Genomic DNA, 24,209 nt, shown 5'->3' with positions numbered 1-24,209 from the left:
CCACTTATTGAGCCGCTCTCACGGTCTCGACGTTCTGCCACTCCAGGTCACGGTTGAGACGTTCGCTGGCGATATGCCCTTGCAGAACAACGAGACGGATCAGATTGGAGCTTCGGAAGTCACCGTCCTGGAAGTTCATGCGTGTCAGCCCGGCGATGAGATTTTGTACGGACTGATTTAGATCGACCACAGGCTGGTGCGATGGCGCGAGCTGCTCGTACAGGCTGAAATCAGCCTGGTACGAGCGGCTATCAACCGGTGCTTTGTGATTGATTGAAATCCTTGTTCCAGGAACGGCCGCGGCGACTGCCTCTGCCAAATCCTTGACTTGATAGTTGCTTCGGTTCGAGCCGGCATTCACCGCGAGATAACGTCCGCCGTTTTCTGCCACTCGGTCGATCGCCCATTCCATGGCGCGCGCCATGTCGGCAACATCGATCATCGGCCGCCAAGGCGTACCGTCCGAAAGAACGGTGATCTCGCCGCGAGTCAGAGCGCAGGCGACGTAATCATTGAGCACGAGGTCCAGACGCAGCCGGTCTGACATGCCACACGCCGTGGCGAACCTCAGGCACGTGATGACCATATCCGTCCGGAGATTTTCCAGCTCTTTTTCCGTACCGATCTTCGACTTGGCATAGGCGGTAATCGGATTGAGCTCGTCGGTCTCCTTGCGCGGCCCGCCTTGCGCGATGCCATAGACACTGCACGAGGACGCGAACACGAAGTTCTTCACGCCAACCTCTGCCGCATATCTGGCCACCATAACCGCGGAATCCTGATTGATTTCCTTGGTCACAGCCTCGAACTGGTTTCCCATCGGATCGTTTGAAATGGCGGCGAGCTGAATAACGGTATCATACCCTTTCAGCATGTCCTTGCTGATCGCTCGGACGTCACCATAAAACTGCTCGTCAAGGCTTCGTTCGGGAAGCACCGTCACGCCGGTTAGGCAGTGGGCGAAGTACGCATTGTCAAACCCGTGAATGACGGCATCAGGACGCGCCGTGCGCAGGTACTTTGCGACGACCGGCCCAACGTAACCCATATTGCCAATGATCAGTATTCTCATCGTTACCGAACTCCCGAGCCCTCAAGTGTGAAAATGCAAGCATCCATCGACGTGCCGCCGCTCCCCGGTGTTTGCGGGGGAAGACCATTAGTACACGCTACGTCATTCAAGTGAGAAAACTGTTCGATGAAGGCGACTATAGCAGTCATGACGCAACGACTCCCAACGCACTGCAATGTCAGTCGAAAAGATATAGCCAACCCCATTTTCCATCTTCAAATAAAAATTGGGTAATGGGTAGACTTTGTAATAGTAGTACATACAGCATTATTTTAGTCAACGGGAGCCCGTAGTAACTTTTTACTACAGTGAAAGTGGTATGTAACCTGATCCTATGTACATGAAATTTGTGAAAATCATGACGGTCAGTGCTGTTGGAGATTATATCGTCAATTGTTGTATAACTGAGACGTTGCCCGTTTTTTTAGAAACGGTGAGTAATATAGATGTGAGATTTTACAGTCAGTCGTGGAATGGCAAGATCCTGCTAACCACGTCTTCCGGCAGCGCTTGCGGTGGAGGCCCGGCCCCATACTCTTGCAACTCCAATCAGGAGTTCGAGAGTGTCCTCTGCCAAACATCAATCGGCCGCGCACCATCACGCCAGTGAAGAGAATGTCCCGCGGCGGCATCCGCTGATGGAGTCATTGCGCAGCCGGTCGGGACGCGCACTGCGGATCTTGGCGACACCAATTCTCCTTGCCATCGCGATCGTGGCCATATTCCGGCCGGATGTCTATCCCGACTTCCATGACGACGTCTGAGAGGCAGGCCGGCCGCCGCCGTGTAAATGCCATCGCCCTAACCCCCCAGACTTAATTAGCGAGTTGTTTAGTTCGATGTACTCGGCACTCACTCGGCCGGGTTCTTCGAGTATCTCACGTCTTTACGTATGTAAAAGTAAACGCGGTATCCAAGGCCGTCGGGCGAGTTTTAAGCCGTTGATCTGCGTGTTTTATCTATTTCAACGATAATAGAACAACTTAAAAGAACTTCAAAGAACTTCGGTGTGTTTGTTTCAAGGAAGGTGATTTCAGATCTTGTTATGAAGTCTTGTAGATAAAAAAATTTAGGAACCAAATCCTGAACTTTAGCCTACTTAACCAAAAATCATCTATACTACTTTCATTTCAACCGGTATTGTATTAACAATTAATTAGCCGCCAGGCGTCTCGCTCGAGATTAGTACGGTTGGTCTTTATGCGGGGCATTACTCGCATGAATCCTGAAGATAAACGGGATCGAGGTAGGTGATGCAGCAAAGGCATGTTGTTTTCGGTGGATCGGGATTTATCGGAACACACCTCATCCGCCATCTCGTGGCGGCCGGCGATCATGTTATTTCGGTCGATAAGAGGCCGCCGCGCCACGTCTTCGACGGAGTAGACTACAGGCTTGCTGACGTGCGCGACCTGTCCAATCTCGCGCTCGAGGGCCCGATTAACCGCTTTTACAATTTGGCGGCCGTTCACACGACGCCCGGGCATCCCACCCACGAGTACTATGACACCAACATCAATGGCGCACTGCAGGTTACAAAACTTGCGGAGCACTGCGGCGTCGACGAGATCGTGTTCACCAGTTCAATCTCGGTCTACGGCCCGAGCGAGGATATCAAAACAGAAGACAGCATTCCGGCCCCGGTTTCCGCCTACGGCTATTCCAAGCTCCTTGCTGAACATGTCCATGAAGACTGGCTTCATCGCAATGAGGCCAGGAAGCTGACCGTCGTTCGGCCGGCGGTGGTGTTCGGGCCCGGAGAAGACGGCAACTTCACGCGTCTCGCGAAACTCTTGCGGAAGGGATTTTTTGTCTATCCGGGCCGCAAGGATACGGTCAAAGCGTGCATTTACGTGGAAGATCTTCTGGAGGCGATCGCGTTCGCGCATCGGCGGCCGGAACGCTACGTCCTGTTTAACGCGGCGTATCCAAATAGATACACCCTCGAAGACATCGTAGGGACGCTTATTCGCAATTACTTTCCGAAGACGCGTGAGTTTCTGCTGCCCGGCGGCGTCGTCACGGTCGTTGCAGCAATGCTCAGGCCGGTAAGCGTGGCCAACGTTGGGATTCATCCCGACCGAGTAACGAAGCTTGTTCGGTCAACGAATATCTATCCCAAGTGGCTTGAGGGGAACAGTTTCAATTTTCCAAAGTCCCTCGATCCCGTTCTGGCTCGCTGGGAGAAGGAAACAGGGGGCACTTTCGTCTGAGCGAGTGGGGACCTCTCGCTTAAGGTGCAGAGCCGGTGGCAAGAATTCGGGAGAAGTGCAGGCGCAGCTAATTGGGGCGTAGTAGGGGGCGTAGTTGTTCGAGTATCAGATTTCTGCCGCTGCTTTCGAAGGTTCGGAGACATCGGGCGAACCGGTCAGGGTATGCGCGCGAAAATTCGCGGCGTCTGGTGATGCTTGGGATGATTTTGCCAAGGCCTGCGACGCCTCGTTCCGATGCAGCTTCACCGCAACCAGTCTTTGGCAGCTTGAGCATCATGTCCTTTCCAGACTTGAACGCTTCGAACTCATGCTGCAGGTCGGTCGGCACCCAATCAAGATAGGCCAATGTGCTGTCGGAAAAGGTCGAAGCCACATCATATTTGCCGACACCATTCAGCTGCTGCCTGCGTTTGAGAGCTTCTGGCCGGAATGCATGCAGGCATTATTGCAGTACCTGGGACCTGGGCGTTATCAGTATGGATCCGAGTGGACGCTGGCGCCATGCCGCGCCGAGGAAATTCGCGGGCTTGCCGGCGTCGGCAATCTGAACGCCCGGAGTGTCGATGTGCAGGCAATCGACTTTTCCCAATGGCCGACATTCGAGGATTACTACAAGTCCGTCAGTACAAACGCGCGGCGGAATGTCAAAAAGGCGGCGGCGACTTACGACCAGCTCGTGGTTCACGAGCAGAGGAGTGCTGGCGTCTTTGTCGACCTTTTTCCTCTTCAACTCCTGCGCTATCGGCTTTTCTGCCGCAAGGGCGTGAGAGCCTCTCTTGCTGGTCTGCTGCTCCGTTCCGCGTTTCGTACGTTGGCTACCGCCAGGTATACGTTTTCGGTTTGCCTTGCGAACAAATCGCTGCCGATCGCGCGTTATCTCGGCATCGAATTTGGCCGTAACAGCTACTACCTGGAATCGGCAGCCGAAGGGGCACATCCGACCGCCTCATCGCACCTGTTGAAACTTATGATCTCGCGAGCGTTCGAACATGGGGAAGGGCGGGGCAAGTTCGTGATGGGGCCCGATGATTACCGCCAGCATGGGCAAGCTGCTTGGGATGGTCTCGTGCGATCGCGTAAGCAGTGGAAAGCAACGCCCCATCCGACGTCGGTCGTAAGCTTCGTGTACGCACCGGTGCTTTGACCGCGCTGAACAGACTGGGACAGGGGCGTGCCTTCAAGCGGCAGCGATCATCTCGCATCCCGCCGGAAATACGCTGCCCTTGGCTTGAGGAGGCTAGAATGCAGCTTTCGACTTTGCCCGGCAAGATAACGCAATATGGCGATCACACTCTGATCATCATGGGCGACGGACGAACGCGTTACGTGGTTTGCGTATGGGGCGACGCGCATTTGATTCCCGCCGAAAGCCGGGGCGACGACTGTCTCGAACATCTCGACGTCATAGAGCAGATTGCGAGCCGAAAGGTTGAGAAGGGTGGAGTCGCCTTCGACGGCAGGGTCTGGATCACGGTTGCCGATCTTTCTGCCGCAACGGCAGAGAGTGCCACTTCGGCTTCAAGGCTGGGGCCTGACTAGCTAGAGCTCCAGGATCTTGCTTGGCTTAATATCGCCTTTGACGAGATCACAGAGCGCGCGGATATTTCCGGCAAGGCGGCCACGCCGGTCGACCCAGGGCTCGGGCCTGAAGACGTGTGCAAGGTTGGCCAGCAGATTGCGCAGGATCCCGGCCCAGGCGTGGCGCGAGGATACAGTCCCCTTGCGAACCAGATAAACGCGATTTGCGACTTGGGAGTAGCCCAGCCTGCGTCCCGGCGTGCGGCCAGAGCGCTTGAAGCCGAGATGTACTCCCCTTAGAGCAGAGGCACGGACGATCCGCCCGAACGGCGCCAGCTGACGTGAGAAATCGACATCTTCCCACCAGGCGTACAGGGGGAGATTTTCATCGAAGCGCAGAGAATTCGTTCTGACCGGCTCCATACGGATGATCATATTGCATCCGTATGCATTATGGACGTCGACAAATTCGTTTGTGATGGCTGTGGGTGCCTTCTCGAGTATTTCCTCGCCCTCGGCATAGTCCCAACCGGGGCCGAGGATACCGTCGGCGATCACTGTGCCGGTTGCCACGGCAATTCCAGGTACCTTGGCGAATAGCTGCGCCGTTTGTGCGACAAAGTCGGGTGCCGGTAAAAAATCGTCATCGAAGAAAATCACGATATCGGCATCGCATGCTTCGATGATTGTGTTTCTTTGTGCGGGCAAGCCAGGCGGGCCGCTCAGCACGCTAATCGGAATTTCCGATGAACGCAGCGCCACTTCATCGACATCCTCCGGCTTTCCGGGGCTGATCAAAATTTGATCCGGAAGGCGCGTTTGACGCGACAACCCGAGAACTGTCTTGGTCAAGATATGACGGCGGTTGGATGAGGCAAAACCTACGGCAATTCGCATGCCTTCCCCTCAGTGAGATCTACAGAAAACATTCCACTCACTCCGACATCGCTCGCCGCAGTCGGCATTTCTGTATTTATTGATAATGCAAAAGATAAAAAAGTCTAGATAAATTAGTCAGATGATAATTCGAATAAATATAATTGGACATATTCTGTAGATGATGATTATCTAGACTTAATAGCCGCGGCTGACGGTAAAGTATGGCGGAATACTACCTTTGTGAGAGTTCTTAGGTAAACTCCGGCACCAAGCGTTAGGGGTGAGCTTGCTTGCATGAAATGCTAAAGACGAGCTGCCGATTGTTTTGCCTTACTGACCAAAACACCTCAAAGACGCTGCCACGGATTGTTACAGCATGACACGGCCGATCTATATCAATGGTAGGTTCCTGGGCGCGCAGTTCTCTGGTGTACAGCGGACTGCCGTCGAGCTAGTCAAGGCGCTGGATCGTATTTTGGCACAATACAGCGCAGGCGGATGCCCGAACTTCTCTGTTGAGTTGCTCCATCCGCCGGGTATTAGAGCTGCGCCCGACTTTCGATTTATTTCCGTGCGCGAGGTCGGATCACGAAGCGGCCAGTACTGGGAGCAGATCGAGCTGCTGAAGGCATCCAGAGGCGGCACGCTTGTCAGCCTTTGCAACGCCGCGCCGCTTCTCAAGCGCGATGCCTTTACCATGGTGCATGATGCTCAAGTCTACACCGCCCCGGGATCCTATGGCGCATTGTTCCGCTTATGGTACAAGGTGGCGCAGCCGATCATGGGCCGTTTGCACCGGCGTGTTTTGACGGTCTCGCAATTTTCACTCAATGAACTCGTCGCCTTGAAAATTGCCCCGCGCGGCAAGATCAATTGCATTCCGAACGGTTGTGACCATGTCCTGTCACTCGAAGCAGATCCGTTTGTGCTTGAGAAGTTCGGGCTCCAGGAAGACAATTTCACGGTTTCTCTTGCCAATACCCAGCCGCACAAGAATATCGGTCTCCTTCTCAGGGCCTTTGAGGACGAGCGGCTCGCCGGGCACACTCTCGTCTTGTTCGGCTCGGCAAGCGCTGCCGACTTCACCGGGCGCGGTTATCGCATTCCCGCAAATGTCCGCTTTCTCGGCAAGGTGACGGACCGGGAATTGGCGGGTTTGCTGAAAAATGCCACAGCCTTTGCCTGCCCGTCGCTGACGGAAGGATTTGGGCTGATGCCCCTTGAGGCAATGGCGCTTGGCTGTGCCGCGATCATCGCCCCCTGTGGCGCGCTTCCGGAGGTCTGCGGCAATGCTGCGCTGAGTGCGGATCCGCACGTGCCTGGGGAGTGGGTAGCCCAGATTACGCAGTTGCTGGGCAGTCCAGTTTTGGCTGAGGAGCTTCGGCAAAAGGGATTTCGCCGGGCAGCGCTGTTTTCCTGGGACGCGTCCGCCAAGGCGCTTCTGGACCTTCTTGTCGATGAACGTAGAGATTAGGAGTCACGGTTGAACGAGAGCCTCCGCAAATCGATCCTGTCACAGCGCCTCGAAAAGCTTGCGCCGCGTGAGCTCGACAGTAACGACAACGCGCACATCGAGCGCTTCTTTGCCGTCGTGCGGCGCCAATGGCGCGTTGCCGCGATTTTCACGGTGTTGTTTGTGGCCGGCAGCATCTTTTATGTTAAGCGGGCAGAGCCGCTCTTTACCGCCTCCACGAGTGTCCTTATCGACAGGCAGGAGGGCAATCTCGTCGGCCAGCTGACAACAATCGGCACCTCGCTCGAAGATGACAGTTCAGTCATCAGTGAGGTCGAACTCCTAAAATCGAAGGCGATCGCCTACGCCGTCGTCGACAAGCTCGATCTCGCCGAGGATCCGGCATTTCTTGCGCAGCAGAAAGAGAGTTTGGCACGGGCTGCGATTGGCTCGATCGTATCGCTTGGCCGGGCGATCCACATTCTCGATCCTGCTCCAGCGACAGAAGAGTCTATAGAAAACCGGCGTCGCCGGGCCGTAGGCATCGTAGAACAGAACATGTCGGTTGCGCGCGTTGGCCGCTCTTACGTTCTCTCCCTTTACTACACATCGCCTTCACCCGAAATGGCGGCTAAAGTGGCGAGCACCTTTGCCGACGTCTATATGGTCGACAAACTCAACTCGAAATTCGAAGCGACAAGACGAACGAGCGATTGGCTGCAGGAACGCATCGCGGATCTCGGCAAGCTGGCAACCGACTCCGACCTTGCAGTGCAGATGTTCCGGGAGAAGAAGGGGCTCGTGACGTCGGATGGAAAGTTGGTCAGCGACCAGCAGCTGTCTGAGTTGAACAGCGCATTGATCGTCGCCCGTTCCGACACCGCCCAGGCGCGAGCTCGCCTCGAGCGCATCAGGGCTATCCTGGCGAAGGGAAATAGCGAGGGGATTGTCTCCGAGGTCCTGCAAAGTCCGATCTCGAACGATCTCAGAGCAAAATACCTACTCGCCTCGAAACTGGAAGCAGACATTGTCAGCCGCTTTGGGGAAGACCACTACCAGGCAGTGCGGCTGCGTCAGGAGATGGCTGAGTATCAACGGCTGATGTTTACGGAGCTTGGCCGAATTGCCGAAAGCTATGAGAGCGAACTGGGTGTCGCGGAAGCGCGCGAGCGCGAATTGTCAAACAGCGTCACTCAAGCCGAAAACGTTGCCACGGAAGCAAACAAGAACCAGGTCCAGCTGCGCGAGCTCGAGCGGCAGGCCGATGCCTACCGCAAACTGCACGAGACATTCCTGCAGCGGTATCACGAATCTGTCCAGGAACAATCCTTCCCCGCAACGGAGGCGCGCATCATCGAGCGGGCCGAAGTTCCGACGGCGCCGAGCCATCCGCAAAAGTCGCTGATTGTCGCGCTCGCCGGCTTCCTAGGGGCCATTTTCGGAACGGGAGTAGGGGCCATCCGCGAAGTTCGCGACCGCTTCTTCAGGACGGCGGAACAGGTGCGTGAGGAACTGGGCGTCGAATATCTCGGCTCGGCGCCCATTATTCCATCGCGTAAGGTCACGCGAACCATCTCTGACGACCAGAGGGACCGCGAAGACTCGGTACGTGAAATCCAATCGCTGAACTCGATCACGGAATATGCCACGAGCAACCCGATGTCGATGTTTGCCGAAACGCTCAGAAGTTCAAAAATCGCCATCGATCTTGCTGCCATGAACGACATCCGCAAGGTCGTAGGGTTCATATCAGCGCTGCCGGGTGAAGGAAAATCAACCGTTGCCATAAATTTCGCGTCGCTGCTGGCTTCGCAAGGCACAAAGGTTGTCTTGATCGATGCGGATTTGCGCAACCCCGGCTCGACCCGGCTTCTCGGCAGCGAAGCGGAAGTCGGTCTGGTGGACGTCGTCATGGACAACGTCCCAATCGAAAGAGCGCTTTTGACCGACCCCAAGACAGGACTTGCCTTTTTGCCTTCGGTCATCAAGCGGCGGATCCCCAATTCGGCCGACTTGCTAGCGTCGCCGGCAATGACAGCATTGCTCAACAAACTGACCAAACAGTACGAGTATGTCGTGATCGATCTGCCGCCCCTTGGGCCGGTCGTCGATGCCCGGGCGATCGCTTCGCGTATCAGCAGCTTTGTCTTGGTTGTCGAATGGGGACGGACATCAAGGCGCATGGTGAAGAGCGCGCTTCTTACGGAAACAGAGATTACCGGCAAATGTGTTGGTGCCGTTCTCAATAAGGTTGATACAAAGCGGCTTAAACTCTATCGCGCTTATGGATCGTCGGAATACTATTACTCAAGATATAACAATTATTACAGAAGCTGATCTGATAATAGGGAACAGTATGCATTGACTTTATCAAAGTGTATTGTAGTTTGCAGTCGCCTGAATATTTAGACTTCGTTGATGCATGCGGAAGGGGATCCGGTGCTTTGACGCCTAGTTTGTTTCCGGGGGGAGGGATGGGGCTCACCTTTGCCGTTGGCTCATTGGACGACGGCGAGGTGAGTCTCGCCGTGTGCCTGCGTAACGCCTTTTCTCTCGCTAGCAACAGGAGCGCGGTGGCCATGAAAAGTCTTGCGTCCAAGAAGCAGCGAATTAACGTATTTGTACACCTGGCTGCAGGACACGATGCCCACGAGTGGAACCGGCGCTGGAAGGACAAGACGCTTGTCGGGATCAACGACCCCTCTCCGTACGGCTATGCCCGGGCAAACCTCATGGGATGCGACGTCCGCTTCTCGAGCGCGGCGGCAGAGGGTTTTGCCAGTAAAGCTTTTCGCCTGGCGCTGCGGGTAATCCTTGGCTTCGACCTGATTCATGCCAGGCGTAACGCCAAGGCTATGCTTGCTGCGGACGTTGTGTGGACACATACCGAGTCCCAGTTTCTGGCAGTTTCGGCCTTGCTGAAATTCACGAGGCCCCCATCGGAAAAGCGGCCAAAGATCATCGGCCAGGCCGTCTGGCTACTTGACCGGTGGAGGAGGCTTCCGCGTCCGCATCGCATGCTTTACCGGTGGCTGATCCGTGAGATCGACCTCCTGACGGTGCATTCTCCTGAAAACGCAAAGATAGCGCGGGAATTGTTTCCCAACACGCGCGTGGAAGTCGTGCTTTTCGGGATACCGAACGAAAAGCGAATGCCGATCGAGATCAGGCCGGCCCACCCAATTCGTGTGTTAAGCCTGGGTAACGACCGGCATCGTGATTGGGATGTCGCGGTTCGCGCACTTGCCGGCCGATCCGATGTGGAACTGACGATCGTCTCCTCGACTGCCCGTCCGCAGATTTCCCCGGGCACGCGAAACGTGAGGATCCTCGAGGTCGCCGACAACCTGGAACTACAGCGCCTTTTCGAAGAGGCGACGCTGATGCTTGTTCCGTTGAAACCGAACAAGCATGCGAGCGGGATCACTGTTCTGCAGGAGGCGGCCCTGATGGGTTTGCCGATCATCGCAACCGACACCGGCGGCCTGCGGGCCTATTTCGACGACGACGCGGTCGTTTATCTCCCGCCGTCCGATCCCGCAGCCATAGCATCCGCCGTTACACGCGTCGGAAGACAGCCAAAACTGATGGAAGAGCTCGCGCTCGCTGCCCAGAGACGTGCCTCATCGGCTGAGCTCGGCTGTGGCTCCTACATTCGTCGCCACGTCGATCTAACCAAGGATTTGCTTCAGATCGCGAGCTAACGATCCATCATATCGCTTCAGTTAACGGGAGTATCTGACATGCGTTTCGGGAGTTTTGTGTTTCTGGCGTCCGTATCCATCGTTGCCGCCAAACCTGCCGCGTCGGCCGAAGCTGGGCATCTCGACCTTTGTCCGCTGGAGCCGGCATTCATGGAGGACTTCAACGACCTGAGTATCGCCGCATGGGACATCGGGGACAAACGCTGGATCGCGCATACGCCATGGAACGGGGACTTCGGTGACGCTCAGTTTACCGATCCGGGGGAGAATTTTCCGTTCACGCTCAAAGACGGTATCGCCTATATCACTGCCCGCAAGGACGATACCGGGAAATGGCGGTCCGGGCTCCTGGCTTCGGCAGACCCCAATACTAAGGGCTTCGCGCTACAATATGGATACTTCGAGATCCGCACGAAGCTTCCATCGGGTCCCGGCGTTTGGCCCGCCTTTTGGCTGGGCACCAGCGAGCCGCGCGATCGTCAGGAGCCGAGCTTGGAAGTGGATGTGATCGAGTACTACGGTCATGATCCCGCCTCCTTCCAATCCGCCTACCATATCTGGCACAAAAATCCCGTGCGCAGCGATCACGAGTTGCACCACACCAAAGTTGAACCGGAGAGCCTGACCAAGGAGTTTCACACCTATGGTGTCCAGGTCGATCCGGAAAATATTACCTACTATTTCGATCGAGGGGAGATCTGGAAGGTGAAGACCCCCGAGACTCACAAGATGCCGTTGCTGTTGATGGCGAACTTGGCGCTCGGTTCAGGCTGGCCAATTGATCAGACGCCGAACCCGTCTGTCATGGCGATCGATTATATTCATGCTTACAAGTTCAAGTCTGAGTCTGAAAGATCACTTTGCCCGCCAAGTTGAAGAATGAAGGCTAGTATTTAGCGCTATAGTCGAATAATATCGGCGTACGCCGATAGGATATATTATTCGCCAAAAGTTTCTTTTTAAAACATCTCCTCTTGCTATTGAACCGGCGGGAATTATCCTTGTCGTTAATGGAGAGAACTCTGCAGGGCAAGATGGAAACAACCCTCAACTCGAAACTCATCGATGCCATCGCATATGACGAGAAAACCCAAAGGCTGCGAATATTCATGTCCAACGGACAAAGGCGTGAATATCAGGACGTTCCAGCGAGCGTCGTGAAAAAATTGGCCGCGGCCAGGTCTCCCGGTCATTTTTACTCCAACGAGATCCGCGGAAAATATCGAAGTCTTTAACTTGGCGGATTCGTTGATGAGCCAATTCCCGTGCTTTTGAAGCAAATCGCGCGTGCATGGCTTGTGTATTCTGGAATAATTACAAGTATTACGGATTTATATCCGAGCCATCTCGCTAGATGAGTTACTTTCTTGCCATGTACGACGCAAAGCAGCCATTCGGTCGTAAATGTAACAAAGCAACGTAAAGCAGAAAATAATTCAATTTAAGCTTTGTAAAGTACTTGTTAATAGACTTTGTTTGTGAGACGTTAAACTGACAAATCTTTGGTTCGTCGGTCGTCACGGGTAGCGTGGATTCGGGGGGAAGATGAAAGTTGCGCTAGTTCACTATTGGCTAGTAGGAATGCGCGGCGGTGAAAAAGTCCTTGAAGAAATGTGTAGGCTTTTCCCCGACGCCGACATTTTCACACTTGTCATAGACAGGAAAGCGATCTCGCCGACAATTCTGCGTCACCCGATAAAAACTTCATTCCTGCAAAAGATCGGCGGCGCAAAGCATTATCAAAAAATGCTGCCGCTCATGCCCTTCGCCCTCGAGGCCTTCGATCTGACCGGCTACGATCTTGTCATTTCAAGCGAGGCAGGTCCGGCAAAATCCATCGTCACGCGGCCGGATGCCGTGCATATTTGTTATTGCCATTCGCCGATGAGATACCTTTGGGATTGCTCCCAGCAGTATCAGAACAATGCAGGAAGAGTGTCCCGGTTCGTCATGCAAATGACGTTTCCCATGCTACGCCAATGGGACCTGGCGAGCGCGACGCGAGTGGATCATTTCGTTGCCAATTCGGCCTTTGTCGCGCAGCGCATCCGGAAATTCTACCGCCGCGATGCATCGGTCATCCACCCTCCGGTCAGCGTCGAGCGCTTCTGCATCGCCCGCGAGGTCGATGACTACTATCTGTGCGCGGGCCAGATTACCCCGTACAAAAAAGTGGAGCTCGCGGTTGAAGCCTGCACAAAACTGGGCCGCAAGCTGATCGTGCTCGGTTCCGGAGCAACCAAACAGTTGAAAGCGAAAGCCGGCCCCAGCGTCACCTTTCACGAGAAGGTGGACGACGCGACGATGGAATATCACCTGTCGCACTGCAAGGCGCTGCTCTACCCGGGCATAGAGGATTTCGGCATTGTACCATTGGAGGCGATGGCGAGCGGCCGACCGGTGATTGCCTACGCCCGCGGTGGAGCTCTCGAAACGGTTATCGAAGGCAAGACCGGCTGGTTCTTCGCCGAGCAAACAAGCAGTTCGCTCTGCGAAGCGATTGTTTCCTTCGAGGCAAACCAGCACCTGTTCGAGCCGGAGGAGATCCAACGTCACGCGCAGTCGTTCAATACCGCGCGGTTCCGGCAGGAACTTACGATGTTCGTGAACAATGCCATGGATCGCTCCGAACTGGCGCCCGTCAAAAGGTTCAAGTTGCGCGACGATAGCGTCGGTGCGGTTATCGCGAAATTTCCGGTCCCGGCGAACCCCAAGAGCTTAAACTGAATTGGACAGTCTTCCGATCGCTATATTCTGGCTCGGAGCCGTGACCTGCATCGCAATCGGCCCGGTTGCGATCATTTATCTTCTTTTTATCTCCCTACCCTTCGGCGCGTTCGCGGTTGTTCCGCCCGCACTTTCGGCGGGCATGACCCTCACGCCCGCGCCCATGGCAGGACTGCTGCTGATTGCGCGCGTATTTCTGTCGTACAAGGCGATCGATTTCATGGCATCGATCGTGGTGAAGCCACAGCGCTTGACCGTTCTCCTCTTGTTCTGGCTCGTTGCATTGGTGACGACGATGTTCATGCCCCGGCTGTTCGCACGGCAGGTGGAAGTCATTCCGCTGAAAGTCGATCTGATTTCCACAGCCGCCTTTTTGGAGCCCACCAGCCAGAACATATCGCAACTGGTCTATATGACGATTTCAGTTCTGACGGTTTGTGCCTTCACCTTCGTCCTGCGCGAGCGCGCAGCCCGCCAACATGCTCTTCGGGCGCTCTGTATCGGGGGCGCTATCATGGTTGTCGCCGGCGCCCTCGATTTTGCCAGCCAGTACGCGCCAATCGGTCCGCTGCTTGAACCCTTCCGGACGGCGACATATTCGCTTCTGACCGATGCCGAGATCCTGGGCAGCAAGCGAGTCGTCGGGTTGATGCCCGAAGCATCCGCCTTCGGCGGCATGACGCTGACCTTCCTTTCGGCGATCTACTTTTTCCGGCGCGCCATGCCTCAGTCATACGTCCGCAGCGGATGGGTACAGGCTACCCTCGTGCTTCTTTTGGTGTTTATCTGGCTATCAACCTCATCGGCCTCCTATGTCGGTCTGTTTGTGTTCTTCGTGGCTGCAGGAATGGAATGGCTTTGGCGCGGAACAGTGATCGTCAGAGGATCGCGGTTGCGTCGCGGCATGACAGCCGAGTTGCTGGTCGTGACGGCCATTCTGGTGATCGTGGCGATCGTCACCGTCGTGGACACGGCAATATGGACGCCACTCCTTACCATGCTCGACGAGACGATCCTTCAGAAGAACACCACGAGTTCGTTCGAAGAACGGAGCATGTGGACGGCGACGTCCTGGCAGGCGTTTCTAAGCAGCTATGGGCTTGGGGTCGGCCTAGGGGGCACACGTGCTTCTAATTCCGTCGTATCGATGTTGAGCAATGTCGGCCTGTTTGGCGGCATGCTGTACTATGGCTTCGTCATGCTGACACTTCTCCACCCCTTGCCGCCCGACGACGATGAGGGGGCGGCGGTGCTGCATGGCGCGCGATGGGCCTTCATCGCACCGTTTGCGACTTCGGTATTGGGTGCTACCACGCCGGACTTCGGAACCTTCAACGCTTGGCTTTTCGCAATGGCACTCGCCGGATCCGCCAAAGTGGCAGATCCTGTACGAAAATATCCTCGCCTTGCCGGATAAGATTTATCCAGCAAACCCCAGCCAGAGCTCAATCCACTGCGCCGGTTCATCAGCCTCCAGCAACAGCGGCCGCCGGCGCGGTTCGTCGCCGCGGTGTCATCGTCGGAGCTTTCGGCCTGAAGCGGACCAGAACTTCGCGTCCGTCCGCCGAGGCCTGGGTGCGTTCCAGCTCGTCGCGCTCGCGAACGGCTTCCATCCAATGCTCAAGATCGCTGCCGTCCAGGCGTCCGCATTGTTCCCAGAGCGCGTAGGCACGCTGGGCGATCCATTCGTCCCTGTCTTGACCCTTCATTTTACTGTCCCTTTATTTTAATGCAGCGAGGCTGCTTCTGAAAACTGTGTTTCACCAAGTATTTCAAGGAGGTGGCTGCGCGCCCGGTTCACTCGGCTCTTGATGGTGCCGACCTCGCAATGGCAGATCACGGCTGCTTCCTCGTAACTCGTGCCTCCCACGACCAGCAGCAACGCATCGCGGTGCCGCGCGCCGAGCTTATCGATCGCAGCCTGCACCTCGCGGGCTCTCAGGGACCAGTCCTGTGTCGATTTCACCGGCACCTGACATTCGCTAAGATCGCCGACACAGCCGACAGGTTCGCGCTTGCGGCGCTTGTAGCTGCTGCAATAGGTGTTGCGCATGATTGTGAAGAGCCAGGATTTTAGGCTGGTGCCGTCCTGGAACTGTTCGAGATGGCAGAGAGCTTTTGAGACGGTCTCCTGCACCAGATCGTCGGCGTCGTTTTCAACGCGCTCGAAACGTCTCGAGAATGCTTTAAGTGCTGGAAGTAGCGAGATAATTTCCGCTTGGGAGGCGCGGTTCCGTTCGAATGAAGCCGTTGGCATGGCATTTCTCCTTCTTAGCTGGAGCAATGCCTGCGCAATAAGTGTGTTCCCGAGAAAGTTTTTGAGTACGTTAGCGTACAACCGCTATTACTGCTGACGCGAAAGCGGGGTTCCTATCAGTCGCAGGTATTCCTCTTCCGCAGCTCCGTAGGAGCCGTTGGCTTCCTCAATCAGGCCTTTGCGGTTGAGGATGGTGATCTGTCCTCGATTGGCGCGGATATAGCCTTTGCCCTCAAGGATGTGGACTGCCACGGTGACGCCCGGGCGCCTCACGCCCAGCATGATTGAGAGGAATTCATGCGTCAGCGAAATTGTGTTGCCATCCATGCGGTCGTGGACCATCAACAGCCAGCGCGCCAGGCGCTCCTCCAGCTTTGAGTGGCCATTGGCGAGGACCGTCGACGACATCTGCGCCATAAAGGCTTGAATATAGGCAAGCAGCCTGGCTCGGAGCGTCGAACTGGCGTCGATCGCCTCCTGGAGCTTCGTTGAGGAGATGCGAAAACCGGTTCCGGATACCTGCATGAATGTCATGTTCGGCGATTGCTCGCCGCCGAGCACGATGGCAGCCCCTGTCATGCCCTCGCGCCCGGCGATACCCACCTCGATGTCACGCCTGCCCGAAAGCCGGGCCACAATCGAGGCCAGTCCCGACTCCAGGAAAACGACATAGTCGGCCGGCTCATGCGCCTTCTCAATCTCGTAGGGAATATCGAGCGTCACGTATTCGAGGTGAGGAGCGAGAAGCGCCAGATCCCTTGCATCCATACTTTTCAGAAGTGCATTGCGGTATTGTCGGTCTTCAGTCGGCATTCGTTTCCCCTCGGCGGACAAGAATTGCCCGACTCGATGGAAATGGACCCTAGCGCCTTGAAATTACAGCACAACCGACTGTCTTCTATCGTACAAACTTCGTAGCGTGTTCGCGGGCGTCGTGTGCTGGGCAGAGCGGCATTCGAATGACAAGAGTGCCTGCTCAATCGGGCTAGGCTGGTGATCGTTTCAAAGCTCGAGCAGCGCATAGGGCCGGCCGGTCGGCTTTTCGATGTGCGCCGCCACGTTGAAGACTGGAGCTCCGCCGGGTGTGCGACCCTCGTAGGTGCCGCGATGAGCGTGGCCATGCACGACGGCATTCACTTTGAAGCGGTCGATCGTTTCGGCAAGGCGCGATGATCCGAGAAAGGGATAAATTTCAAGCGGTTCGCCGGTGACCGTCTCGACAATCGGTGCATAGTGCAGAATGACCACCGAGCGATCGGCGCGCACCTGGCGCATGGCATTTTCCAGCCGCATCGTTTCTTCGACGCTCTCCGCGACCATCGCCTTGATTGCGCTTTCCCCGAACGAGCCGAGCATATGCCGGCCGAAGCCTCCGACGAAGCCCTTGACGCCGACGAAGCCGACCCCCTCGATTTCCACTGTTTGACCGTTCAGAAGCTTCACTCCCGCATCCGTGAGAATGGAGCATATTTCCTCGACGTGACCGCTTTCGTGGTCGTGGTTCCCGAGAACTGCAACGACCGGCACCGAGCAATTCCGGAGGTCGACGGCAAGCAACTCCGCTTCCCTGGGTTTGCCCAGGTCGGTCAGATCGCCTGCGATGACCAACACGTCCGCAACAGATGAGATTTCGCCGAACAGTTCCTTATAGGACTTGCCGCCATCTTCCCTGACATGAAGATCGGCGACGGCTGCAATTTTGACCGTGTTGCCGCTATCACTCATCCTTCTTCTCCCAATCGCCGCGCAGTTCGCCTTCGCCGCCGACATCGGCGAATCCCCATTCCTTGACATCGATTTCGAAATCGGCCCGGGAATACATGCGGCCGCGGCAAATTCTCATCTGCGGAAGGGGCAGTTCGCGCTGAGCAGCCAGGCGGTCGAGCAATTCATCGAGCAGCCACTGCGGAATCTTGTCGCGCTCCGTCGGATAGATCCAGCGGAAGTTCAGGAGGTGGATAAGCAGCACCTCCCAGTGCACCTCCATGTAGCCGAGCAACTTGCGCCAATCGATCTTGTCGTGGGCGCGAAGGATCACATGGGCAACATCCGCTCCATCGTACCGATGGCGAAGCTGGATGAAGAACTTCGACCACAGCAATTCGGTCGGGCTGACGATCCAGACCGGGCAGCCGCACATCTCAACTTGCCTGGCATCCTCGAACCAGTCCTCGCCGACGGGCATGGTGCCATTGGAAGAGGCAAAGATCACGTCGAAGAAATGCTTGCCCTGAAAGATCTTGCCAAGCCACCGCTCGTCCTCAACCTCGACCGCATAGCCCCTTTCCTTGAAATGGCCGAGAATGCGGGCGTAGTCACCGGCCTTGCAGAAGATGTCGAAATCCTTGGTCTGGCGGGAAATACCGGTATAGGCGCAAACCGCGTAGGTACCGGCGACGAGGAAGGGAATCTTACAGTCAACGAGTTCTCTTATCGCCTCGGCGACGAAAGGCTCGGCATCGGGATCTATGAGTTGGGGCATCGCCCTGGCCTTCATGAGCGCAGGGTTGGGCCTGCCCTTCTTGGTCCCGGTCGAGGCGTTCATCGTTCATCCTTTTTCGTGAGACAGCCAGGTCCAGTATGCGGCTTGCGCGGTGTCATCGGGGGCTTCAGGACGGTTGCTTCCCTGCGTTCTCGCCTTCATCGTAATTCACATCCCAATCCTTCTCCGGCTTTTTGCTTCCCGGTGGGTTGCGATGCACGGTTGCGTCGTCGGAATGGGTGATAACGCGCGGTTTGGCGCTGCTGACGCCACTGTTTTTCGCGCCCTTGCGTGTCCGGGCGAATTGCCCTTCTGCGTCCTTGCGGATTTTATCCTTGTCGGTCATCGCCGGCTCCTTAAAGCACATGTTCAAGCCGCACCGGCGGACGGCGCTTGGCTGCCATCAAGAGGTCGAGTTCTATCGAAGACGGACCAAATCGCTTGAAAAGATTCTTCGCTTGGTCATCGTCGAGACCATATTTCTCAGCAAACTCATGGAGGCTGTAGGGACGCCCGCGCACAGTCCGGCTTCGGCGCGCGGTTTCGCGAATCTGCGTCATGGATTTCTCCCCAGGCTGTTGAGCAGGAAGAACCGCCTATTGCCCCAAAAAGTTCCGCAAGGCCTCAAATGCGCTTTCAAGAAGTATCGTCAACCGGGGCACTTTTCCGTGGAAGACTGCGCCGGCGACGGGAGCCCTAAAACCTCTCGCAGTTCGAGGCGTTTAGCAGCGTACTCGGGAAGCTATCCATGAAGAAAGTCATCGCCGTCGTCCTCGTTGTCATGCTCGTTGGAGGAGGGTGGATCTTCATGTTTGAACGCGACTCCGCTACGGTCCCGATCGAGCAAGGTTACGGCCCGTCGCCGACCTTGCCTGCGCCGAACCCTACGCTGATTCCGACGCTCAATGTGGCCGAGGCGTCGAGCTGGCCGGACGGGGTCACGCCAAAGGCCGCTGGCGGTCTGAAGGTGGAGGCCTACGCCAAGGGTCTCGACCATCCGCGCTGGATCCACGTGCTGCCGAACGGCGATGTGCTGATTGCCGAAAGCAACAGGCCGCCAAAGGGCGGTGACGTCGGCTTCAGTATCCGCGGCTGGGTCGAACGCGCGTTAATGAGGCGAGCCGGCGCTGAGGTGAAGAGTGCAAACCGTATTACCCTGCTCCGTGACGCCGATCACGACGGGACGGCGGAGATGCGGGCGACTTTTCTGAAGGGCCTCAACTCGCCGTTCGGCATGGCCTTTTCCAAGGGCACGCTCTACGTCGCCAACACCGACACGATCATGGCTTTTCCCTACGAAGAGGGGCAGACAGCGATCACTGCCCCAGGTGAGAAGATCGCCGATCTGCCCGCGGGCCCGATCAATCTCCATTGGACCAGGGATATCATTGCCGGCCTCGATGGCGCCAAGCTCTACGCCACCGTCGGCTCGAACAGCAATGTCGGCGAAAACGGTATGGATCTGGAGAAGAACCGCGCATCGATCCTCGAAATCGATCTTGCCACAAAAGCCGTTCGCGTTTTCGCAAGTGGCTTGCGCAATCCGAACGGACTTGCCTGGGAGCCACGGACCAACGCACTCTGGGTCGCCGTCAATGAACGGGATGAGATCGGCAGCGACCTGGTTCCCGATTACATGACCTCGGTCAAGGAAGGCGGCTTTTATGGCTGGCCCTACAGCTATTTCGGCCAGCACGTCGACAGCCGCGTGAAGCCGCAAAATCCCGATCTGGTCGCCAGGGCGATCGTTCCCGACTATGCCCTTGGTCCTCACACCGCCTCGCTCGGCCTTACCTTCAATACGAGCAACCTGTTCGGCCCGGAATATGTGGGCGGCGCCTTTGTCGGCCAACACGGTTCGTGGAACCGCAAACCTCGCAGCGGCTACAAGGTCATCTTCGTTCCCTTCTCCGACGGCAAGCCGTCCGGTCCGCCGCGGGATGTGCTGACGGAATTCATCGGCCCGGACGACAAGGCGCGTGGCCGTCCTGTTGGCGTCGCCATCGACATCAAGGGCGCACTGCTGGTTGCTGATGACGTCGGCAATACTATTTGGCGGGTTTCACCGGCTTCGGCGCAATGACGGAGCGCCCGACAGATAGGGCTCCCACAAAATAGCCGAACGTAGGGCTCCGCCTTGCTTTCCTTCTGGGCGCTTTGGCCCTATCCTAGGATATCTTTGTCAATATCATGAGCTTCTTTTGTTTCTGGAAATTGTAATCGTGGTCATGCTCACCGTTCTGAACGGTGTGCTTGCAATGTCCGAACTTGCCGTCGTTTCCTCCCGTCCCGCCCGCCTCCGGGTACTAGCCGATCAAGGCAGCCGCGGCGCTGCCCAGGCGATCAAACTTGCCGAACACCCAGGCCGTTTTCTCTCCACCGTTCAGATCGGCATTACGCTCGTCGGCGTCCTTTCGGGCGCCTTTTCGGGCGCGACCCTTGGCGGCCGCCTCGCCAATTGGCTGGCCACGCAGGGCCTTTCGCCGGCTGTCTCCGACGCGGTTGGCGTTGGTGCGGTCGTCGTCGCGATCACCTACCTCTCGCTGATTATCGGCGAACTGGTGCCGAAGCAGATTGCCCTGCGCGAGCCTGAAACGGTTGCCAGCAGGATGGCTCCGGCCATGGCCGTACTTTCCAAGCTCGCTTTGCCCCTCGTCTGGCTTCTCGACGCTTCGGGTAAGCTTGTGCTTACGCTTCTCGGACAATCGGGAAAGGGCAGCGATGGCGTGACCGACGAGGAGATCAAGACCGTGCTCGCCGAAGCACAGAGCGCCGGCGTGATCGAGAGCGAGGAATCCGCGATGATTTCCGGCGTGATGCGCCTCGCGGACCGGACGGCGAGAGCCTTGATGACGCCCCGTCGTGATGTCGAGGTCATCGATATCGAAGACAGCCTTGAGGAAATTCGCAAGCAGTTGCATCAGACGCGCCGCTCCCGCCTGCCGGTTCGCCGTAACAGTTCAGACGAGGTGCTTGGCGTCCTCTTCGTCAAAGACTTCTACGATGCGCTGCACACGCATGGTCATGCCAGCATTCAGTCGCTGACCCATGAAGTGCCGGTGATCTCGGATCTTTCGACCGCCACGCATGTCATTCAGGCGATCCGGAAATCGCCGGTTCACATGGTTCTTGTCTACGACGAATACGGCCATTTCGAAGGCATCGTTTCTTCCGGCGACATCATGGAGGCAATCATGGGTGCGCTGCAGGAAGGACCTGCCGACGAGCAGGCGATCGTCCGCCGCGCCGATGGCTCCTACCTTGTTTCGGGCTGGACCCAGATCGACGAATTCGCGGAATTCATGCATTTCAAGCTCGACGACGATATTGAATTCCAGACAGTGGCCGGCCTCGTGCTGGAGGAGCTGAAGCATCTGCCGGAACTCGGCGAAAGTTTTGTGAAGGATGGCTGGCGCTTCGAAGTCATCGATCTCGATGGCCGCCGTGTCGACAAGATCCTTGTTTCCCCGGAGCTTGAACAAGCCGCAGAGCGGACAGCATAGTTCCTCAGTCCAGCGAAGAGCAGTCGGTGGATCGCGCTTTGGCGCCACCCGCCGAGGCATCTGGTCTGACCAGCTGATCGTATCACGAAATCTCCGGGCCAGCGCCTGCGGCCTAGGGAACAGCGGTTGCTTGCGAATCTGCAGCACAAGTATCCTTGACAACAATCCTTCTTGAGTGTCTGGTTTGACCAGGTTGGGAGAAAATGGATGCTGCCAGCATGGCGGCTTTGCAGGAGGAGGCGTCAATGCTGAGATTTGCCGTCGTCGGAATCGACCATGGGCATACGTTCGATCATGTAAAGGGATTGCTTGCCGCGGGCGGGGAATTTGTTGGCTATTGCCCGAAGACGTCGGTTCCGGCGCTGCTCGAAAATTTCAAGAAGACATATCCGGACGCGCCGCAGATCGACCGTGAGACGATTTTCGCCGATCCGACCATCGACGTCATCTGCATCGCCGCCATTCCTCGCGATCGCGCCGGCCTTGCGATCCGGGCCATGAAGGCCGGCAAGGACGTGATGACGGACAAGCCCGGCGTCACCACCTTCGAGCAGCTCGAAGAAGTGAAAAAGACGGTCGCCGAAACCGGCAAGATCTTTTCGATCTGCTTTTCGGAGCGCCATTGCGTGCGCTCTGCCGTCAAGGCTGGAAAGCTGGTCAAGGAAGGGGCGATCGGCAAAGTGATCCAGACCCTCGGCGTAGGCCCGCACCGGCTCCAGCTGCCAACGCGGCCGGACTGGTTCTTCGATCCGGAGGCCTTCGGCGGCATCATTGTCGATATCGCCTCGCATCAGATCGACCAGTTTCTTTTTTATACCGGCTCGACGAGCGGCGAAGTGGTTGCAAGTTCCATCGGCAATTTCGGCATGCCGGAAAAGCCGGCGTTCCAGGACTTCGGCGAGGTGCTGCTTCGCTCGGACAAGGCCGCCGGTTACGTCCGCGTCGACTGGTTCACGCCCGAGGCGCTGCCGACCTGGGGCGACGGTCGCCTGACCATTCTTGGCACGGAGGGCTACATCGAACTTCGCAAATACATCGATATTTCCGGCCGCCCCGGCAAGGATCACCTGTTCCTCGTGAACGGCAAGGAAAACACCTACATCGATTGCAGCGGCGAGAAGCTCGACTATTTCGAGGCGTTCACCGCGGACGTGCGGGACCGCACGGAGACGGCGATGACCCAGGTTCATGTTTATGAGGTTTGCCGTCTTTCGCTCGAGGGGCAGACCAAGGCTGCGCGGATCGGCGGACGATAGGAGGAGATACCATGACGAACAAATTGCGCGTCGGCGTCATCGGTGCCGGTATCGCTTCCCGGCACCTGAGCGGTTTCGACTGGAACAAGGATCTTTTCGAAGTGCCCGTCCTGTGCTCGCTGGACGAAGACCGCGGGCGCGAACTCTGCGCCAAGCATGGCATTCCCGAATATACCCAGAACGTCGACGAGCTTTTCGCCCGCAATGACCTCGACATCATCGACATTGCGAGCCCGCCGGATTCGCATTTCGAGTTCTGCCGGAAAAGCATCGAATCCGGCAAGCATGTGATCTGCGAAAAGCCGCTCTTCGGTTCGATCGCCGAAGTCGATGAGATGAGCGACATCGTTGCCCGCTCGGGCGGCGGGAAGCTGATGCCGATTTTCCAGTACCGCTATGGTTCCGGCCTGCAGAAGCTGAAGCGGCTCATCGAACTTGGTCTCACCGGCCAGCCGTTCATGACGACGATCGAGACGCACTGGTGGCGCGGACCCGACTATTACGCGGTGCCATGGCGCGGCAAGTGGGCGAGCGAGCTTGGCGGCGGCCTGCTCGGCCACGCGATCCATGCGCATGACATGCTGAACTACGTGCACGGCGCCTGCGCCGAAGTCTTCTCCTATGGTGCGACCCTCGTAAATCCGATTGAAACGGAAGACACGGCGGTCCTTGCGGTCAAGATGCAGAACGGATCGCTTGCCGCGCTTTCGATGACGCTCGGCTCGCGCAAGGAAATCTCTCGCCTGCGTTTCTGCTTCCGCGATGTCGTCGCCGAAAGCATTCTCGAACCCTACACGATGGGCCGCGACCCCTGGACCTTCAATGCCGGGACCGAGGAGCACCAGAAGCGCGTCGACGACGCGCTGGCAGGTTACGAAGTCAAGGAAGACGGCTACACCCGTCAGTTCGAGCTCTTCCACCAGGCGATCGTGGAGGACAAGGAGCCGCCGGTGACGCTCCAGGACGCGCGCAATTCACTGGAACTGGTGACGGCGGCCTATCATTCGCAGCGCACCGGCCAACCGACGCCCCTGCCGATCACGGCCGAGCACCCGCTTTACCGCTCGTGGCTTCCTGAGGAGGAGCGGCGCTTGGCCGCCGGCCGCTGACCGCGGCGCAACAAAAATCGCGTCATCCGCTAGGGT

24 protein-coding genes are annotated in these 24,209 nt (G+C 57.0%); 15 read left to right on the top strand and 9 right to left on the bottom strand.

Going from position 1 to position 24,209, the window contains the following annotated elements:
• Window positions 1–4: 4 nt before the first annotated feature.
• On the bottom strand, window positions 5–1,072 hold the full coding sequence (locus ACPYOI_RS03760) for an NAD-dependent epimerase/dehydratase family protein (RefSeq protein ID WP_481417322.1): 1,068 nt from the start codon (window positions 1,070–1,072) through the stop codon (window positions 5–7).
• 563 nt (window positions 1,073–1,635) lie between these two features.
• Here ACPYOI_RS03760 and ACPYOI_RS03755 point away from each other — a divergent pair.
• The 4 genes from ACPYOI_RS03755 to ACPYOI_RS03740 all read left to right on the top strand — a co-directional run bounded on the left by ACPYOI_RS03755 (window position 1,636) and on the right by ACPYOI_RS03740 (window position 4,824).
• Window positions 1,636–1,836: a hypothetical protein gene (locus ACPYOI_RS03755; RefSeq protein ID WP_481417323.1), complete on the top strand. Its 201-nt coding sequence runs from the start codon at window positions 1,636–1,638 to the stop codon at window positions 1,834–1,836.
• A gap of 489 nt (window positions 1,837–2,325) precedes the next feature.
• Window positions 2,326–3,285: an NAD-dependent epimerase/dehydratase family protein gene (locus ACPYOI_RS03750; RefSeq protein WP_481417324.1), complete on the top strand. Its 960-nt coding sequence runs from the start codon at window positions 2,326–2,328 to the stop codon at window positions 3,283–3,285.
• Between the two features lie 94 nt (window positions 3,286–3,379).
• Entirely contained in the window at window positions 3,380–4,429 is a 1,050-nt protein-coding gene (locus ACPYOI_RS03745; RefSeq protein ID WP_481417325.1) for a hypothetical protein, read from the top strand.
• A gap of 98 nt (window positions 4,430–4,527) precedes the next feature.
• The gene (locus ACPYOI_RS03740) at window positions 4,528–4,824 is read left to right on the top strand and encodes a hypothetical protein (RefSeq protein WP_481422552.1); all 297 of its coding nucleotides are present in this window, start codon (window positions 4,528–4,530) and stop codon (window positions 4,822–4,824) included.
• Here ACPYOI_RS03740 and ACPYOI_RS03735 read toward each other — a convergent pair whose 3' ends face one another.
• On the bottom strand, window positions 4,825–5,700 hold the full coding sequence (locus ACPYOI_RS03735; protein ID WP_481417327.1) for a glycosyltransferase family 2 protein: 876 nt from the start codon (window positions 5,698–5,700) through the stop codon (window positions 4,825–4,827).
• A gap of 358 nt (window positions 5,701–6,058) precedes the next feature.
• Here ACPYOI_RS03735 and ACPYOI_RS03730 point away from each other — a divergent pair, with 358 nt between their 5' ends.
• The 7 genes from ACPYOI_RS03730 to ACPYOI_RS03700 all read left to right on the top strand — a co-directional run bounded on the left by ACPYOI_RS03730 (window position 6,059) and on the right by ACPYOI_RS03700 (window position 14,983).
• Window positions 6,059–7,156, top strand: a complete 1,098-nt coding sequence (locus tag ACPYOI_RS03730) for a glycosyltransferase family 4 protein (protein WP_481422551.1) — start codon at window positions 6,059–6,061, stop codon at window positions 7,154–7,156.
• Window positions 7,157–7,165: 9 nt separating this feature from the next.
• Window positions 7,166–9,472 carry a polysaccharide biosynthesis tyrosine autokinase gene (locus ACPYOI_RS03725; RefSeq protein WP_481417329.1) on the top strand — a complete coding sequence of 769 codons (2,307 nt, stop codon included), beginning with the start codon at window positions 7,166–7,168 and terminating at the stop codon, window positions 9,470–9,472.
• A gap of 242 nt (window positions 9,473–9,714) precedes the next feature.
• The gene (locus tag ACPYOI_RS03720) at window positions 9,715–10,839 is read left to right on the top strand and encodes a glycosyltransferase family 4 protein (RefSeq protein ID WP_168829705.1); all 1,125 of its coding nucleotides are present in this window, start codon (window positions 9,715–9,717) and stop codon (window positions 10,837–10,839) included.
• Between the two features lie 39 nt (window positions 10,840–10,878).
• Window positions 10,879–11,715, top strand: a complete 837-nt coding sequence (locus tag ACPYOI_RS03715; protein ID WP_481417330.1) for a glycoside hydrolase family 16 protein — start codon at window positions 10,879–10,881, stop codon at window positions 11,713–11,715.
• A 134-nt stretch (window positions 11,716–11,849) separates the two neighbouring features.
• Window positions 11,850–12,074, top strand: coding sequence for a KTSC domain-containing protein (locus ACPYOI_RS03710; RefSeq protein WP_481422550.1), 225 nt, complete (start codon window positions 11,850–11,852; stop codon window positions 12,072–12,074).
• 346 nt (window positions 12,075–12,420) lie between these two features.
• Window positions 12,421–13,566, top strand: coding sequence for a glycosyltransferase (locus ACPYOI_RS03705; protein WP_481417332.1), 1,146 nt, complete (start codon window positions 12,421–12,423; stop codon window positions 13,564–13,566).
• A gap of 1 nt (window position 13,567) precedes the next feature.
• Window positions 13,568–14,983, top strand: a complete 1,416-nt coding sequence (locus tag ACPYOI_RS03700) for a hypothetical protein (RefSeq protein WP_481422549.1) — start codon at window positions 13,568–13,570, stop codon at window positions 14,981–14,983.
• A gap of 49 nt (window positions 14,984–15,032) precedes the next feature.
• Here the strand turns inward: ACPYOI_RS03700 and ACPYOI_RS03695 are convergent, their stop codons facing one another.
• The 7 genes from ACPYOI_RS03695 to ACPYOI_RS03665 all read right to left on the bottom strand — a co-directional run bounded on the left by ACPYOI_RS03695 (window position 15,033) and on the right by ACPYOI_RS03665 (window position 18,865).
• Complete coding sequence (locus tag ACPYOI_RS03695) at window positions 15,033–15,275, bottom strand: DUF2934 domain-containing protein (protein WP_481419025.1); 243 nt, start codon at window positions 15,273–15,275, stop codon at window positions 15,033–15,035.
• Between the two features lie 17 nt (window positions 15,276–15,292).
• Window positions 15,293–15,823 (bottom strand): sigma-70 family RNA polymerase sigma factor, encoded by a 531-nt coding sequence (locus tag ACPYOI_RS03690; protein WP_481419026.1) that lies wholly within the window; start codon window positions 15,821–15,823, stop codon window positions 15,293–15,295.
• An 87-nt stretch (window positions 15,824–15,910) separates the two neighbouring features.
• Window positions 15,911–16,636, bottom strand: coding sequence for a Crp/Fnr family transcriptional regulator (locus ACPYOI_RS03685; protein WP_481419027.1), 726 nt, complete (start codon window positions 16,634–16,636; stop codon window positions 15,911–15,913).
• A gap of 189 nt (window positions 16,637–16,825) precedes the next feature.
• Entirely contained in the window at window positions 16,826–17,548 is a 723-nt protein-coding gene (locus tag ACPYOI_RS03680; RefSeq protein ID WP_481419028.1) for a metallophosphoesterase family protein, read from the bottom strand.
• On the bottom strand, window positions 17,541–18,368 hold the full coding sequence (locus ACPYOI_RS03675; protein ID WP_481419029.1) for a nucleotidyltransferase family protein: 828 nt from the start codon (window positions 18,366–18,368) through the stop codon (window positions 17,541–17,543). Before ACPYOI_RS03675 ends, ACPYOI_RS03680 begins: the two co-directional genes overlap by 8 nt.
• Before the next feature lie 64 nt (window positions 18,369–18,432).
• Entirely contained in the window at window positions 18,433–18,651 is a 219-nt protein-coding gene (locus ACPYOI_RS03670) for a hypothetical protein (RefSeq protein ID WP_481419030.1), read from the bottom strand.
• A 10-nt stretch (window positions 18,652–18,661) separates the two neighbouring features.
• A complete protein-coding gene (locus ACPYOI_RS03665) occupies window positions 18,662–18,865 on the bottom strand; it encodes a hypothetical protein (RefSeq protein ID WP_481419031.1) in 204 nt (67 codons plus the stop codon).
• 248 nt (window positions 18,866–19,113) lie between these two features.
• On the opposite strand from ACPYOI_RS03665, the gene ACPYOI_RS03660 reads away from it, so the two are divergent.
• The 4 genes from ACPYOI_RS03660 (at window position 19,114) to ACPYOI_RS03645 (ending at window position 24,173) form a co-directional block, all read left to right on the top strand.
• Window positions 19,114–20,388: a PQQ-dependent sugar dehydrogenase gene (locus ACPYOI_RS03660; RefSeq protein WP_481422554.1), complete on the top strand. Its 1,275-nt coding sequence runs from the start codon at window positions 19,114–19,116 to the stop codon at window positions 20,386–20,388.
• A 118-nt stretch (window positions 20,389–20,506) separates the two neighbouring features.
• Window positions 20,507–21,808, top strand: coding sequence for a hemolysin family protein (locus ACPYOI_RS03655; RefSeq protein ID WP_481419032.1), 1,302 nt, complete (start codon window positions 20,507–20,509; stop codon window positions 21,806–21,808).
• 245 nt (window positions 21,809–22,053) lie between these two features.
• Window positions 22,054–23,064, top strand: a complete 1,011-nt coding sequence (locus tag ACPYOI_RS03650) for a Gfo/Idh/MocA family protein (RefSeq protein WP_481419033.1) — start codon at window positions 22,054–22,056, stop codon at window positions 23,062–23,064.
• 11 nt (window positions 23,065–23,075) lie between these two features.
• Window positions 23,076–24,173: a Gfo/Idh/MocA family protein gene (locus ACPYOI_RS03645; protein ID WP_481419034.1), complete on the top strand. Its 1,098-nt coding sequence runs from the start codon at window positions 23,076–23,078 to the stop codon at window positions 24,171–24,173.
• The last annotated feature ends 36 nt before the right edge of the window (window positions 24,174–24,209 follow it).

It is taken from the genome of Rhizobium sp. SVR5-2C, from assembly GCF_056755115.1.
The sequence above is the reverse complement of the archived record's forward strand: the minus strand, read 5'-3'. Positions and strand labels throughout refer to the sequence as shown.

What these genes read in the sequence shown, in the direction of transcription:
- ACPYOI_RS03710 (WP_481422550.1), top strand. Translation starts at nt 11,850, where the DNA reads ATGGAGAGAACTCTGCAGGGCAAGATGGAAACAACCCTCAACTCGAAA.
- ACPYOI_RS03650 (WP_481419033.1), top strand. Translation starts at nt 22,054, where the DNA reads ATGCTGAGATTTGCCGTCGTCGGAATCGACCATGGGCATACGTTCGAT.
- ACPYOI_RS03680 (WP_481419028.1), bottom strand. Translation starts at nt 17,548, where the DNA reads ATGAGTGATAGCGGCAACACGGTCAAAATTGCAGCCGTCGCCGATCTT.
- ACPYOI_RS03735 (WP_481417327.1), bottom strand. Translation starts at nt 5,700, where the DNA reads ATGCGAATTGCCGTAGGTTTTGCCTCATCCAACCGCCGTCATATCTTG.
- ACPYOI_RS03665 (WP_481419031.1), bottom strand. Translation starts at nt 18,865, where the DNA reads ATGACGCAGATTCGCGAAACCGCGCGCCGAAGCCGGACTGTGCGCGGG.
- ACPYOI_RS03685 (WP_481419027.1), bottom strand. Translation starts at nt 16,636, where the DNA reads ATGCCGACTGAAGACCGACAATACCGCAATGCACTTCTGAAAAGTATG.
- ACPYOI_RS03720 (WP_168829705.1), top strand. Translation starts at nt 9,715, where the DNA reads ATGAAAAGTCTTGCGTCCAAGAAGCAGCGAATTAACGTATTTGTACAC.
- ACPYOI_RS03730 (WP_481422551.1), top strand. Translation starts at nt 6,059, where the DNA reads ATGACACGGCCGATCTATATCAATGGTAGGTTCCTGGGCGCGCAGTTC.
- ACPYOI_RS03760 (WP_481417322.1), bottom strand. Translation starts at nt 1,072, where the DNA reads ATGAGAATACTGATCATTGGCAATATGGGTTACGTTGGGCCGGTCGTC.
- ACPYOI_RS03670 (WP_481419030.1), bottom strand. Translation starts at nt 18,651, where the DNA reads ATGACCGACAAGGATAAAATCCGCAAGGACGCAGAAGGGCAATTCGCC.
- ACPYOI_RS03705 (WP_481417332.1), top strand. Translation starts at nt 12,421, where the DNA reads ATGCGCGGCGGTGAAAAAGTCCTTGAAGAAATGTGTAGGCTTTTCCCC.
- ACPYOI_RS03695 (WP_481419025.1), bottom strand. Translation starts at nt 15,275, where the DNA reads ATGAAGGGTCAAGACAGGGACGAATGGATCGCCCAGCGTGCCTACGCG.
- ACPYOI_RS03715 (WP_481417330.1), top strand. Translation starts at nt 10,879, where the DNA reads ATGCGTTTCGGGAGTTTTGTGTTTCTGGCGTCCGTATCCATCGTTGCC.
- ACPYOI_RS03690 (WP_481419026.1), bottom strand. Translation starts at nt 15,823, where the DNA reads ATGCCAACGGCTTCATTCGAACGGAACCGCGCCTCCCAAGCGGAAATT.
- ACPYOI_RS03750 (WP_481417324.1), top strand. Translation starts at nt 2,326, where the DNA reads ATGCAGCAAAGGCATGTTGTTTTCGGTGGATCGGGATTTATCGGAACA.
- ACPYOI_RS03675 (WP_481419029.1), bottom strand. Translation starts at nt 18,368, where the DNA reads ATGAACGCCTCGACCGGGACCAAGAAGGGCAGGCCCAACCCTGCGCTC.
- ACPYOI_RS03645 (WP_481419034.1), top strand. Translation starts at nt 23,076, where the DNA reads ATGACGAACAAATTGCGCGTCGGCGTCATCGGTGCCGGTATCGCTTCC.
- ACPYOI_RS03740 (WP_481422552.1), top strand. Translation starts at nt 4,528, where the DNA reads ATGCAGCTTTCGACTTTGCCCGGCAAGATAACGCAATATGGCGATCAC.
- ACPYOI_RS03660 (WP_481422554.1), top strand. Translation starts at nt 19,114, where the DNA reads ATGTTTGAACGCGACTCCGCTACGGTCCCGATCGAGCAAGGTTACGGC.